General features: G+C 30.7%; 13 protein-coding genes. 8 read left to right on the forward strand and 5 right to left on the reverse strand.

From position 1 onward, the window contains the following. Positions 1 to 120: 120 nt before the first annotated feature. From NSQ15_RS01425 to NSQ15_RS01440, 4 genes are all read left to right on the forward strand, one after another. Positions 121 to 1062 carry a zinc ribbon domain-containing protein gene (locus tag NSQ15_RS01425; RefSeq protein ID WP_124760367.1) on the forward strand — a complete coding sequence of 314 codons (942 nt, stop codon included), beginning with the start codon at positions 121 to 123 and terminating at the stop codon, positions 1060 to 1062. 58 nt (positions 1063 to 1120) lie between these two features. Then, the gene (locus NSQ15_RS01430) at positions 1121 to 2134 is read left to right on the forward strand and encodes a TcaA second domain-containing protein (protein WP_340746884.1); all 1014 of its coding nucleotides are present in this window, start codon (positions 1121 to 1123) and stop codon (positions 2132 to 2134) included. 344 nt (positions 2135 to 2478) lie between these two features. Next, on the forward strand, positions 2479 to 3564 hold the full coding sequence (locus tag NSQ15_RS01435; protein WP_154835425.1) for a zinc ribbon domain-containing protein: 1086 nt from the start codon (positions 2479 to 2481) through the stop codon (positions 3562 to 3564). Then, entirely contained in the window at positions 3564 to 4919 is a 1356-nt protein-coding gene (locus NSQ15_RS01440; protein ID WP_154874017.1) for a zinc ribbon domain-containing protein, read from the forward strand. The genes NSQ15_RS01435 and NSQ15_RS01440 overlap by 1 nt, the downstream gene beginning before the upstream one ends. Positions 4920 to 4993: 74 nt before the next feature. On the opposite strand, the gene NSQ15_RS01445 is transcribed toward NSQ15_RS01440, so the two are convergent. Next, positions 4994 to 6676, reverse strand: coding sequence for a CocE/NonD family hydrolase (locus NSQ15_RS01445; RefSeq protein WP_154835423.1), 1683 nt, complete (start codon positions 6674 to 6676; stop codon positions 4994 to 4996). A gap of 146 nt (positions 6677 to 6822) precedes the next feature. Here NSQ15_RS01445 and NSQ15_RS01450 point away from each other — a divergent pair, with 146 nt between their 5' ends. Next, a complete protein-coding gene (locus NSQ15_RS01450; RefSeq protein ID WP_340746885.1) occupies positions 6823 to 7410 on the forward strand; it encodes a TetR/AcrR family transcriptional regulator in 588 nt (195 codons plus the stop codon). Positions 7411 to 7913: 503 nt separating this feature from the next. On the opposite strand, the gene NSQ15_RS01455 is transcribed toward NSQ15_RS01450, so the two are convergent. Further along, positions 7914 to 8363 (reverse strand): VOC family protein, encoded by a 450-nt coding sequence (locus NSQ15_RS01455; protein WP_017636613.1) that lies wholly within the window; start codon positions 8361 to 8363, stop codon positions 7914 to 7916. Between the two features lie 163 nt (positions 8364 to 8526). Here NSQ15_RS01455 and NSQ15_RS01460 point away from each other — a divergent pair, with 163 nt between their 5' ends. Both NSQ15_RS01460 and NSQ15_RS01465 read left to right on the forward strand, forming a co-directional pair. Beyond that, positions 8527 to 9027, forward strand: coding sequence for a DUF3278 domain-containing protein (locus NSQ15_RS01460; protein ID WP_017636612.1), 501 nt, complete (start codon positions 8527 to 8529; stop codon positions 9025 to 9027). Positions 9028 to 9173: 146 nt separating this feature from the next. Then, positions 9174 to 9860 (forward strand): epoxyqueuosine reductase QueH, encoded by a 687-nt coding sequence (locus tag NSQ15_RS01465; RefSeq protein WP_390321687.1) that lies wholly within the window; start codon positions 9174 to 9176, stop codon positions 9858 to 9860. A gap of 52 nt (positions 9861 to 9912) precedes the next feature. Here NSQ15_RS01465 and NSQ15_RS01470 read toward each other — a convergent pair whose 3' ends face one another. Beyond that, positions 9913 to 10221, reverse strand: coding sequence for a hypothetical protein (locus NSQ15_RS01470; RefSeq protein WP_375371830.1), 309 nt, complete (start codon positions 10219 to 10221; stop codon positions 9913 to 9915). A gap of 119 nt (positions 10222 to 10340) precedes the next feature. Continuing rightward, positions 10341 to 11408 (reverse strand): quinone-dependent dihydroorotate dehydrogenase, encoded by a 1068-nt coding sequence (locus NSQ15_RS01475; protein ID WP_108000310.1) that lies wholly within the window; start codon positions 11406 to 11408, stop codon positions 10341 to 10343. 237 nt (positions 11409 to 11645) lie between these two features. Here NSQ15_RS01475 and NSQ15_RS01480 point away from each other — a divergent pair, with 237 nt between their 5' ends. Further along, on the forward strand, positions 11646 to 12503 hold the full coding sequence (locus NSQ15_RS01480; protein WP_108000309.1) for a fructosamine kinase family protein: 858 nt from the start codon (positions 11646 to 11648) through the stop codon (positions 12501 to 12503). Positions 12504 to 12619: 116 nt separating this feature from the next. On the opposite strand, the gene NSQ15_RS01485 is transcribed toward NSQ15_RS01480, so the two are convergent. After that, positions 12620 to 13453 (reverse strand): alpha/beta hydrolase, encoded by an 834-nt coding sequence (locus tag NSQ15_RS01485; RefSeq protein WP_046466979.1) that lies wholly within the window; start codon positions 13451 to 13453, stop codon positions 12620 to 12622. Positions 13454 to 13490: the final 37 nt, after the last annotated feature.

Raw genomic sequence — 13490 nt, forward strand, 5'->3', positions numbered from 1 at the left:
AGTATAATTTATTGTTAGGACTTTTTAAATATTAATAAATAAAATAAAAATAATATAGAATAGGGTGTTGAAATGTAATATAATCTATCTAAATAGTTATAGTGGAGGAATTAAAAATTCATGAAATGTCTTAATTGTGGTCAGAATCATCAACCAGAAGATCGATTTTGTGTTCAATGTGGTGCAGAAATAATTAAACCAGATGAAGCGACTCAAAACGTTCCAACAGCATCTACAATGACAGAGGACCAACAACTTCAAAGTACTTCAAAGCAATCTCAGAAAAAAGATGATGTTAATAATGAACGTCAATTATATAAAAAGACGACATCGGTTCATCAAACAACGAGAAAGCGATCTACACTTGAAGAAAATGACTCATTTGTTGAAGAAATAACAGATGATAATATGTCATCGATGGAAAATTTCTTTAAAGATTTACAAATTGAAGGTAAAAAATTCTTCACCCATGTATTTAAATCTGTGGATGATATTTTTGAGAATCAAGTCACATTTAATTATCGTTTTTTATTATCATTAGTATGTATAGGAACGTTGTTGAGTACTTTACTAATAATCATTTTATCTTCAGATTTATTTTTATTTATGACAAGCAGCTCACCTTTAAAGATAACTTTCTATATATTGATGATAATGTTAGGTAGTACAACTTTATCAATTGGCGTGTTGTATAGTGTTTTGAAAATAAGTTTAAATACGAAAGTCCAACTTCACAAGGTCGTGTCTGATTTCATTGTCGTTAATACGTTTTCAGTCATAACATTATTAATAGGATTGATATTAGCTATACTAGGCGTAACAAAATTAGCTATCATTATCTTAGTTGTTGCTAGTGTTTTGTTATATATCATTTCACCGTCATATATTTTGGCTAAATATAGTGTTATGTATAGTACAAAAATCGCAAGCATATATAGTATCATTATCTATCAATTGGTAATGACAATTTTAGTTTATTTATTAGGTCATATGATTATAGAACAATTAATCAACGATTATCTTATGAAATTATGGGATAGTGGTTTTAATGGCTTACTGTAAACAATGCAAGAAACCTATGTATATTAATAATGATTACTGCACAAGATGTTATCATTCTATGTTAGCTACAAAAAAATATACAGAAAGATATTCGCATCAAATTCATGCTTCTCATGCGTCTAAAAGGTATCGATTTCGCAAACCTAAAAAACCATTGTCACTTATAATACTGGTACTTTGTATGATGACGATCATATTAATTAGTATTTTATCTTTCTATAGATTAGAAAACGCACTAGATAAAAAGGTTCAATTATTTTCAGATGCAATCGATCATAAAAATACGGACCAATTGATTGAATTAGTAATATCCAATAATCAACAATTAACAAATGAAGAAGCTAAGGCATATGTATCTTTGATCAATTCATTTGGTGGTAATAAAAAATTCTTACATCAATTAACATCGGCAGCATATCATTTAAAACAAAATAAAGGTAAAACACAAGATGTTGAATTAGAAGGAGTGACAATCTTAACGATACATCAACAGATTCATTTATTCGGTTTGTTTAAAAACTTTCAATTTGAAATACCACGATTTAACTTTACATTAGATGCTAAGGATAATGGTAATTTGACATATCGTTTAAATAATAAAAAGTATGATGTACGTTTAGTAAAAGGTCATATCGTTAGTTTAAATGCTGTACCTTTAGGTGAATATAAATTAGACGCGACTAAAAAAATCGGAAATCGTACATATGACGGTAATATCATTTTTAGTTTGAAAAAATATGGCACTTTAGCTAAAGAAGATTTTAGTGAAAAACGATTTAAAGTAACAACTAAAAATAGTTATATGTTTAATAAAATGGATTTAGTTATTAATGATAAAAATGTTGGTAGATTAAAAGACTATATTACTTATGGACCTTTTAGTGGAGAAGATGACTTGCTTGTTTATGGTGTAGGTTATGTAGGGAACCAAGCATTTAAATCAAATGAAGTGAATGTACCATCTATTAATAGTGATGAAAGCCCTGTTAATGTTGTTCTTACATTTAATGAAGCAGAAGTATTTAGTCAATCTGATCATCAACTAAATAAGAAAATACATAAAAATAAATAATAACAATTAAGAACCTGGGACATATCTTTTAGAAAAATGGCTAGTAAATGAGTTTATCAAAACTCGTTTACTAGCTTTTTTATTTACAATACATCGTATTTTTGTGTGACTTTAAATTAAAAAATAAAACGCTTTTTATATTAGTAATAATTGTATCACCAATTACTTACTATCTATTAAAAAATATTTTTTTAGTAAAAATATCTATTAAGGTATTTGATATATCTAAAAATATAACAAACTTTATTAAAGTTTTTTAAAAATATTTGAAATTTCATAGAAAACAACATAAATAAAATGTTATAATTTGCAAAGATAAACAATAAAATACTGGAGGTACCATTATGAAATGCCCTAATTGTGGTCATCAAATCGAACAAGATGATGTATTTTGTGGAGAATGCGGCACAAAAGTTAATCGTCAATCTAATGCAGTTACATCAGCAGAGGACGATATTAAACAAGCTGATTCTCACTCAAATAAACAACAGGCCACTCAATCAACTCATAATAGCACAATGAATTCTACTAGCAATGCCTCACATGAACAATCACAATCAATGAATCAAAGTAATGCATCTGCAGAAACTCACGCAAATCACAATCAATACCAACACTCACAACCTAACAACACACAACAGCAATACCAAAATCAAAACCCAAACCAGAATCAAAATCAAAATCCAAATCAGAACCAATACCAGAATCAATATCAAAACTATAATCAAAATCAACAGTACCAACAACAACCACATCAGTATCAACAACAAACAAATCAGTTTAGTGAACAAGCTAAAGAAGTGACTCAAGAAAGTAAAGGTTTCTTCAAAAGTGCTTTTGTAGATCCTGATAGAGAGATTAAAAGTACTCATACATTCAGTTTTAAATTATTAGGTTCACTATTAGCAATTGGATTAATCGTACTTGCAATCATTCTTTTCTTAGCTATTCCAGAAGAAGTATCTTTATTTACTTCAGAATCCAAAATCGTGTTCTCTATTATTATTAGCTTAATTATTCTTTTAGCTGCAATTGTAGGTACAATATTCGGAATGACAAGATTAGTTGTAGTTCAAGCGATACCATTTAAAAAGGTATTTTCTGATTTCATATTAATTAATAGTGTCACAGTTGCAATGTTACTTGTATCTATCATTCTATTAGTTATGGAAGCATACACATTTGGCATGGTTGTCTTAATGTTATCTTTCGTTATACTTGTAGCTTCTGGTGTATATTTAATTGCGAAATATAGTGGTATTAACTTCACTAGATTTTCAAGTTTTTATGGTATTGTTATTTACTTAATTGTTATTTTTATCTTGATGAGAATTTTCGGAGAAGTAACACTTTCAAGTATTTTAGAATCATTTGATGAAACAAGAGATTCATTCTTTAATAACTTATTCGGTGGAGGTAGTGGTTATTAATGAAATATTGTAGTAATTGCGGTAAACCCTTACGCCAAGACGTTAAAATTTGTACTAATTGTGGGGCACCAGTTAACGCATCTCAGAATTCACAACAAAATTCTCACAATCATACTCATTCACAACAACCTAACCAAGGTTATAATAATGCACCTATGTATCAACAATATGAACCACAACCGAAGAAAAGTAAGAAAAAAACAATATTAATCATTGTTATAGTTGCAGTTGTTTTAGCAATGTTAATTGCTATCTTTGCGATTTTAAAACATCAATTTTCACCTGAAAAACAAGCAGACCAAATCGCACATGCAGTTAAGAAAGATGATGCAAAAGGTCTAGCTAAACAAGTGACTTCAGCAGATAATAAATTGAGTGAACAAGAAGCACGTGCTTATTTAAATTACCTCAAGGCTGAAGGCAACTTAACTAACGTAGCAAACCAAATTGAAAGTAATACGAAAGAAGTTGAGCACGGTAAATATCATAGTTTATCTGTTAATACAGACGATGATAATGTATTAAATATTGAAAAAGACGGCAAAAAATATTTATTCTTTAATAACTATAAATTCAATATTCCACAAAAAAAGGTATATATTGAACCTACTGATACCGGTGATATTACTTATAAATTTAATGGGGAAAAACATCATCTTTCTGTTGATGAAGCTGAAAGTAAACCAATGGGCACGTTCCCAATTGGAGATTATAATTTAAAGGCCTCTAAGAAAATGGAAGGTAAAACATTCGATGGTGCGATTAACATTACTATGAGTGAGGAAGACGGTATTGCGAAAGAATCATTTAGACAAAAGCGATTCAACGTAACTACTGAAGGTGGTTCAATGTTAGATGATATTAACATCTATGTGAACGATAAAAATGAAGGCGATGAATCTGATACATTTGGTCCTTATGATCCTGACGAAGATGTCATCGTATATGCACAAGGTACTTTAGAAGGTGAAACATTTAAATCAAGTTCTGTAAATGTTTCAAGTGCTAGTGAAGAAGATAATGGCGTATCAGACGTAACAGTCAAATTTGATGAAGACGCTATAGATGATTATTACGATAAGAAAATGGAATCAGACGATGATGATGACAGCGACAGTGATTCAGAAGAAGTAACTCGTGATAACGTTATCGACAAAGTTGAGTCATATGAAGGACATACATTAGATACAGATGAATATACGTACAAAGAACCTGAAAAAACAGATGATGGCAAATGGGGATTCTCATTTGAAGATAAAGATGGTGATTTAGCAGGTTCATATACTGTAGATTCAGATGACGGTTATGTAACTGAATATGATGAAGACGGAGAAAAAGTAGGTTCTGGATACTAAAAGTTCCAGAAAATAATTAATAATAAATGACCACCCAAAAGGAGCAATCCTTTTGAGTGGTCATTTTAATATATTTATTTTGTTATGGGAATGATTAGTTGAGAATCGTATTGTCCGCCAGTGTGAATATGATGATGTCCTTTATTTACTGTTTCGTTATGTTCATAACGTGTACTCATACCTGGTGTACTATTACCTTTTACTACTTCGCTTCCTTTGACGACAACTTCTAGTGTTTCGCCTTGTTTAAATAATGTACCTGAAGGTAGAAGTTCAATTTCTACAGGAACGACTTCACCATTATTAAGTTTTAATTCTTGTTCATGTGTATGCCAAGGTTGAGCAATGGTTGATTTTTCTTGATCTAATTCGCGATGTGAAGCACGTAACCAACCAGTTGCAACTTGACCATCTTCAATATGGTTAAAGTCAGGGAAGTGCACTTCATTACCACGACGATCTAATTTTTTAATACCTGCAAATAAATCCATATCGTCTGTATCATCTGTACTTACCCATAATTTTAAGTTCATATTACCTACTAATTCTGTATCTTTATCAAATGTATAACTGAAGCGTACTTCGTCTTGTTCATTTTCAGAATCATAACTAGTTGTATTTTCTTCAGAGACAGTATTTTGATTTAATGTTAATTCATTAGCATTTAAATATAGAGGAGTATATTCAGTATTTGGTAATGGGAATGATGTTGCTGTTTTGAATTCACCTCTATAGAATTGGTCTCTTACTTCATAAGTGACAGTTGGTGTGTCTTTCCAATCATTATCTTCTTCTTTTAGGTAATAATCGAAGAACGCTTTTTGACGTTCAAGATTTTCTCTAGCATAATAACTTTCCCACTCTTTACGACCATGGATATATAGCCATTTGTCTTCTGAGCTTGCTTGTTTAAATCCTTCAAATGAACCACGATTGTGTAAACCTTGAGTTGACCAACTTGCACAAGCTAAGATAGGTGTTTTGATTTGATGAAGTGGTGCTTGGCGTTGTTTCCAGAAATCATCAAATAATGGATGGTCTTTTTGAGCTTGAATTAAATCTTCAATATTTGGATTATCTGTCCATCTCGCAAAGATTCCTTGAATCCAGAAACGATAGAATCCTGTATCTGGAATACCACAGTGGAAAGCAACTTCACGATACATATCGTTTAAACCTTCCCATGGAATCATAGCTTTTAAATGAGGAGGATTTAATGACGCAACCCACCATTGTGTAACTGCAAGATATGAAACACCATTAGTTCCGATATTACCATTACTCCATTCTTGTTGTGCAGCCCATTCAATCACTTCATAGTAATCTTCTGCTTCACGTTTTGACCATGGAGATAAGACACCATTTGATTTTGAACTACCTCGCAATGCAACTTTGATAACAACATAATCTTGAGGGACCCAGAAACCTGGATCTGGTGATTCTTCAGGCGTGAAGCTTGAAGTAGGTATAGCGCCTAATGTTGGCCAATTAGCACCCATATTAGTTATTTTTGGTTTGTTATCTTTACCATACGTATCTGCAGACATCACTACTGGGAATTGACCTTCTTTGTTAGGACGGAAAATATTCACATATAAATTTTCGCCATCTTTCATTTCAACAGTAACATCTTTTTCCATAATCATTTCTTGATTACCAAATTGTACACTATCTACAACAATATGATTTAAACCTTCTTTAACATCGTTAACATCTGTAACAGTTAATTTTGGATTTCCTAATAAATTGCTTGTCATATAAATCATCCTTTACATGATTTCTTTTTCTTTACACCTTCATGATAAGAGGTAATAATCAGAATTCCAATCATCAATGTCCTTAATTTGTGTAATAACCAACAAACAACGTATACTTGTTGTATAGAGATAAAGGATGTGACATTATGCCGCAAGATCGACGCGTTAGAAAATCACAGCAAGCAATTAGACAAGCATTTATCGATTTATTGCATAAACAGGAATTAGAACAAATTACAGTTCAACAAATTTCTGATTTAGCAGACGTCAATCGTAGTACATTTTATACGCATTACATAGATAAATATGATTTATTAGAACAAATGGAAGATGAGCAGGTTAATGAAATTAAAGTATTTATTGAAGAAAATGACGTATATAGTAATAAAGCAATATCAGCTGATAATATACGTACTATTATGGAGTTTTTAATTGGTAATATAGAAGAGAATATGTCGTTTTATCAACTTATGTTTAATATTGGTAAGGATTCCAATTTGCATGAGAAGCTATATGAACTTATCACAGGACATTTAAATCTTTTTAAAAACGACAATAATAAAATTGGTAACATACCATTTTCTTATTTTATGAGTTATGTATCTGGAGCGGGGCTTTCATTTATACGTCATTGGGTAGAGGATCCTAACCGTATATCGAAAGAAGAATTGATTCAATATTTTTATGATATTGTCAATAACGGCCCAGCTACAATAATACAACGAGAGAAATAATAAATGAGGCAGAGACATAAAGTTCTTGAACAAGAGAAAAAAGGTAACTTCTATTGAAATAATATAGAAATTACCTTTTTATCTATGAGATTTTGTTTTAAACACTGATTATGAAATTGTACAAATAAAGATTTTGATAAAGCATCTACTTTGGAGTTTACTCTAAATCGATTAATCTTTATACATAAGGATTCCATTAATTTAGTTTAGTGATGCTTATTAAATTATACGAAAGTGCCTTATTTTTTAAATATTTTAAAGTAAAATTACATATAAATACGTAGTATTTATGGCGAGACTCCCGAGGGAACAGTGCTAGTTGAAGACCTTAGAAATACTCACAGATTTATCTGTGCTGTATTTCTGGCTGAAACTGTACCCTGGGAAAGAGAGCCATACAATACGAAGTATTGGGTATAAAGAAAGCACTAAGATGATTAAAATAAATCACCTTAGTGCTATTATTTTGGGATTTATGTTCCAGCCTGTTTATTATTACCTATTTACTGATTCGTTGCATTATAATCTTGACCATGTAACATCCATCTTACGCCATATTTATCATTGAAGACGCCCATTTTACCGCCCCAAAATTGTTCTGATAATGGTAGTTCAATATTGATAGTCTCATGGTCTTTAATTTTATCGTAGAAAGCTTCTACTTTTTCAGTTTCTTCTTTATCATTAACGTCAAAATCAATTAATAATGAAATGCCGTTATTGATTGGTTGAATACGTTCGAATGAATCTGCACCTAAAATTTTCACACCAACAATTTCAAATTCTGCATGCATAGTTGCTTCTTTAGCTTGTTCTTTTGTCATTCCAAAATGTTCCGCTTGATCTTCTCCGACTTCTAAACGTTTAATATTTGTTGCACCAAATACTTCTTCGTAATATTTTAAAGCTTCTTTAGTGTTTGGAAATGCTAAATATGGTGATAATTGAGTCATAAATCTGCTCCTTAGTCTTTTATATTATATTGCTAACAACATCATACAATGTTCTATGTTAAATGAATACAATTAAGTATTAATGTCATTTATATTTGACATTAATACATGTGTCATATATATTAGACATATACTGAAATTACTAGTTGAAAGGGGTATTCATATGAGTCAGTTGAATGAAAAGTTATTAAATTGGATTACTAATACATCAACTGAAAAAGATGAAAGGGAGAGAACGCTTTTAAATCAAAAATTGGCCACTACATTTATAATTACCTATATTGGTATGCCTATTTTGTTACTGTCTAACCTAATCATTGATGCGTATCATCAAACAATTTCATTAAATACAATATTACTATTCATTTTCTTTTTTATAATTAATGGCGTATTGTTATATAAAACAAAATCTGATGAACTAAATAAAGATAAAGTTTATTCACCAGAAGAATATAAAAAATTAGTGAATAAATATCGAATTAAAAGTGTGATTTTGATGCTTTACTTCGGAAGTGCTATGTTTCTCTTAGGTTTAATCATAAAATATTTACAGCATACAAGTATTCAATGGGGTATGGAAATTATTACTGCCATTATTGCGGGTATTGTATTTGGTGGATTTATGTATGTTTATCAAGTAAATAAAATCATGAAAGAATATTAAACTTAATATTGAATTAAATAAAATAAAAGTAATTTCTCTGAGAACACTCTTTCATTATCGATTTATTGTATAATATTCATAAATTATATAATAAATAATGAAGGGAGTGTTTTCTTTTGATTGAAGCGGGCGACATTTTGAAAAAAATGAAAAATCAAAAGGTAAACTATGACAAAGTGTTAAGGAAAATGATTCAACAATGGGAAAGGGAAAACGAGCGCCCTAAAATTTTATTACATAGCTGTTGTGCGCCATGTAGCACATATACTTTAGAATTTTTAACACAATATGCTGATATCGCTATTTATTTTGCTAATCCCAATATTCACCCTAAAAATGAATACTTAAGACGTGCCAAAGTACAAGAAATGTTTGTTCAAGATTTCAATAAAAAGACAGGTTCAAATGTGAAGTATATTGAAGCTGAATATAAACCATATGAATTTATGAAAATGGCTAAGGCTAAAGGGTTAACTGAGGAGCCTGAAGGTGGTCTAAGATGTACTGCTTGTTTTGAAATGAGACTTGAATTAGTAGCAGAAGCAGCTATTAAATATGGTTATGATTATTTTGGTAGTGCGATTACATTATCTCCTAAAAAGAATGCACAATTAATTAATCAATTAGGGATGGATGTGCAAAATGTATATAACGTTAAATACCTACCTAGTGATTTCAAGAAAAACAAAGGTTATGAACGTTCTATAGAAATGTGTAATGACTATAATATATTTAGACAATGTTATTGTGGATGTGTCTTTGCAGCAATGAAACAAGGTATTGACTTTAAACAAATCAATAAAGATGCAAGTGCATTTTTACAACAATTTTAAAAATACCCAGAGTTAAAAGGCGAGAGCCTTAACTCTGGGTATTCTAATAAAGTTAAATCATTTTATGAATGAAACGTATAATTGCCATAATGGCGATAACTAACATAGCAAGGAAAGAGAATAGTTTAAAGCGTTTATTTTCTTTCTTTACTTCTTTGTCATCATTTTCCATCATTTCTTGTAATTCGCGTTCAATTTCTAAATCAAGATCTGTTTTGCGATAACCATGTAGCCCTTTACGTTCATCTTCTTCGTTACTTTCAGCCTTGCTATTGTTATCGATATTATCTTGTTGCGTTGAATGATTCATATCTTTTTCTTTTGTTTCTTCTCGCACTTTAAGAATGCCTCCCATATTCATGACACATAACATTGAGTAAGTTTTAATTTATAACTATCTATGATTACTTTAATTTATATCCTATATAAAAGACCTATACAAAGTAAAGATATTATACTATTAACTGAATTATTAGTACGCTACTTTGCATCTAATCCAATAATATCACTAATATTTTGATAATCATTTTGTTTTAAATACTGAGCGATTTCTTTATTTATTTTCTTAGTTAGACCTGGACCTTCTATTACAAGAGATGAATAAATTTGTAGTAATGAAGCTCCATTACGTATCATTTTAATTGCGTCTTCAGAACTAAAGATGCCACCAGTACCAATAATTAGTAATTCTCCATTAGTTTCTTGGTATGCTAATTTAACTAATTTTAAGTTACGTTCAAATAATGGACGACCACTTAACCCACCATCTTCAACACGATTAGCTGATGTTAAACCATCACGTTGACGTGTCGTATTCGCAAGAATAACACCGTCAAAATGTTCTTTAATAGTTGGTAAGAGTGATTTTAATCCATTTTCATCCATGTCAGAAGTAAGTTTTAAGAATATAGGTACATTAATTTCATTTTGTGCTTTGAATGTTTCTAAAGCACTACATAACATTGAAAATTCATCTTTGTCATGAAAATTTTGTAAGTTCTCAGTATTTGGAGAACTAATATTCACAGTGAAGAAATCCACGTCATTTTTAAATGTATCTATAACTTTAATGTAATCTTGGTAACGGTTATCATAAGAAGTCATTTTATTTACACCAACGTTAAGACCGATTGGCGTATGATAAGCATGACGTCGTAAGTTACTAAGTGCTTTATTCATTCCAATATTATTAAAGCCCATACGGTTAATTAAAGCATCGTCTTCTAATAATCTATACATACGAGGTTGAGGATTACCAGGTTGTGGTTTTGGCGTGATACCACCTAATTCTAATGCACCAAATCCAAGGTTTTCTAAAGCTTTAGGTACTTCACAAGATTTATCATAACCAGCGGCAAGTCCAATAGGATTTTCAAATGTGATACCATGGATATTTTGTGAAAGAATTGGGTTTTGATAGTCGAATAATTTTTTCATAATAGGTAATACATATGACTGTTTTTGTGCGATTTTTAGTGCATCAATTGTTAATCCGTGTGCTTTTTCAGGTTCGATTTTGAATAATAATGGTTTGATTAGTTTATACATATTAACGCTCCTAGTTCATTATATTTGAGGCTTACTATCCTCAATTTAATATATTTGAAACTTTTCCTTTTAATAGACTAGCACTTTCATATTAAATTTCCTAGTTAAATTATAAAAATTTAAAAAATAGTCGAACTTCTAAATAATGATTCATTCACATAGGTGACATACTTAAAGATTAAAAGTGATATATTTAGGAAATATAAGAAGTATTACAGATAAATGGAAGGTGAGATAATGGCAATAGATTGGAAAGAACAATTACCTCTAGATTATATTAAAGATATTACGCCTGTAAGTGGTGGGGATGTTAACGAAGCATTCAAAGTTACTACACAGCAAGATGACACATTTTTCTTATTAGTTCAACGAAATAGAAATGAATCTTTTTATGCTGCGGAGATTGCAGGTCTTAATGAATTTGAAAATGCTGGCATTACTGCACCGAAAGTTATCGCAAGCGGGGAAATTAATGACGATGCTTATTTATTATTAAGCTATTTAGAAGAAGGTACTGGTGGAAGCCAAAGAGAATTAGGTCAATTAGTTGCTAAAATGCATAGCCAACAACAAGAAGACGGTCAATTTGGTTTTCGATTACCTCATGAAGGTGGCGATATTTCATTTGAAAATACATGGACAAATTCATGGAAAGAATTATTTATAGAACAACGTATGGATCACATTAGAGATGAATTATTGCGCAAAGGATTATGGAATAAAGAAGATAATAAAGTATATGAACAGGTCAGAGAAGTAATGGTCAACGCCTTAGACAATCACCAAAGCAAGCCATCATTATTGCACGGTGATTTATGGGGTGGCAATTATATGTTCTTAACGGATGGTCAACCAGCTTTATTTGACCCAGCACCATTTTATGGCGATCGTGAATTTGATTTAGGTATTACGACAGTATTTGGTGGGTTTACACAAGAATTTTATGATGAATATGAAAAGCATTATCCATTAGCTAAAGGCGCATATGAGCGTTTAGAGTTTTATAGATTATATTTACTTATGATTCATTTATTAAAATTTGGCGGTATGTATGAAGGTAGTGTTAATCGCTCCATGGAAACAATATTAGGATAAAGAAAAAACACGCGTTGAGAAGGTAAATCTCAACGCGTGTTTCTCTATATATTCAACGCTACGTATAAAAACATAACATTTTATAACTAGATATTGTCTTTAGTTTAAAAATGATTTTAGTTATTCCACATTTTTAATAATACTTCTGCAAAGCCCTCAGGTTTTTGAACATAACCTAAGTGGCCGCCTGGAATATCAACAATTGGTAAATCAATTTGTTCATTGATATAGAAGTTCACATCTTGTGGGAATGAACCTTTAGAGTCAGTACCATTTAATAAAGTAATTTTATCTTCATGTTTTTTGAAATCATCTAAAGTAATATCAGAATGTGTATATTGACGAATCTCGTATTCTACCCAGAACATTGAACGTTGATATTGCTCTTTTTTAGCTTCTTCTGATTCAGGTTGAGCAGTCATCATTTTAGCATCAATAGGTGCAATTTTTAATGATTCAGCAAAGTCTTTCATACCAACTTCTAAACCTTCAGTTAATACTTTGTTTACGATATCATCATTTTTGTCTTTCCAATATTTACTATCAGGTAAGAATGTGTTGATAGGTGGTTCATGGAAAGCAATTTGTTTAACGATTTCTGGATAATCTTTTAATACGTGCATAGCAACGATTGAACCAGAGCTTGAACCTAATACATATACTGGCTCATCACTTAATGATTGTGCAAGTTCTGCAATATCTTTAGCATCACGTTTTACACGATAATCATCATCTGGGTTAGCAGCTGATTCAGGTAGTGGCTCTGTTAATTCACTTTCACCATAGTCACGACGATCGACTGCTACAACTGTAAAATGATCTTTAAGTTGTTGTGCAAGTGGCATAAAGATATCACCAGTACCATTAGCTCCTGGAATGAAAATTAATACAGGTCCTTGTCCGATTTGATGATAGCGTAATTTAGCACCTTTTAGTTCTATAGTATTCATATAAAATACCTCCATTTATTATTAACAATGATTATTG

The organism is Staphylococcus sp. FSL W8-0774 (assembly GCF_038006785.1).
In the GTDB taxonomy this organism is placed as follows: domain Bacteria; phylum Bacillota; class Bacilli; order Staphylococcales; family Staphylococcaceae; genus Staphylococcus; species Staphylococcus pasteuri.

Coding starts and splice junctions, on each gene's coding strand:
- NSQ15_RS01425 (WP_124760367.1), top strand. CDS start 121: ATGAAATGTCTTAATTGTGGTCAGAATCATCAACCAGAAGATCGATTT.
- NSQ15_RS01430 (WP_340746884.1), top strand. CDS start 1,121: ATGTTAGCTACAAAAAAATATACAGAAAGATATTCGCATCAAATTCAT.
- NSQ15_RS01435 (WP_154835425.1), top strand. CDS start 2,479: ATGAAATGCCCTAATTGTGGTCATCAAATCGAACAAGATGATGTATTT.
- NSQ15_RS01440 (WP_154874017.1), top strand. CDS start 3,564: ATGAAATATTGTAGTAATTGCGGTAAACCCTTACGCCAAGACGTTAAA.
- NSQ15_RS01445 (WP_154835423.1), bottom strand. CDS start 6,676: ATGACAAGCAATTTATTAGGAAATCCAAAATTAACTGTTACAGATGTT.
- NSQ15_RS01450 (WP_340746885.1), top strand. CDS start 6,823: ATGCCGCAAGATCGACGCGTTAGAAAATCACAGCAAGCAATTAGACAA.
- NSQ15_RS01455 (WP_017636613.1), bottom strand. CDS start 8,363: ATGACTCAATTATCACCATATTTAGCATTTCCAAACACTAAAGAAGCT.
- NSQ15_RS01460 (WP_017636612.1), top strand. CDS start 8,527: ATGAGTCAGTTGAATGAAAAGTTATTAAATTGGATTACTAATACATCA.
- NSQ15_RS01465 (WP_390321687.1), top strand. CDS start 9,174: ATGAAAAATCAAAAGGTAAACTATGACAAAGTGTTAAGGAAAATGATT.
- NSQ15_RS01470 (WP_375371830.1), bottom strand. CDS start 10,221: ATGAATATGGGAGGCATTCTTAAAGTGCGAGAAGAAACAAAAGAAAAA.
- NSQ15_RS01475 (WP_108000310.1), bottom strand. CDS start 11,408: ATGTATAAACTAATCAAACCATTATTATTCAAAATCGAACCTGAAAAA.
- NSQ15_RS01480 (WP_108000309.1), top strand. CDS start 11,646: ATGGCAATAGATTGGAAAGAACAATTACCTCTAGATTATATTAAAGAT.
- NSQ15_RS01485 (WP_046466979.1), bottom strand. CDS start 13,453: ATGAATACTATAGAACTAAAAGGTGCTAAATTACGCTATCATCAAATC.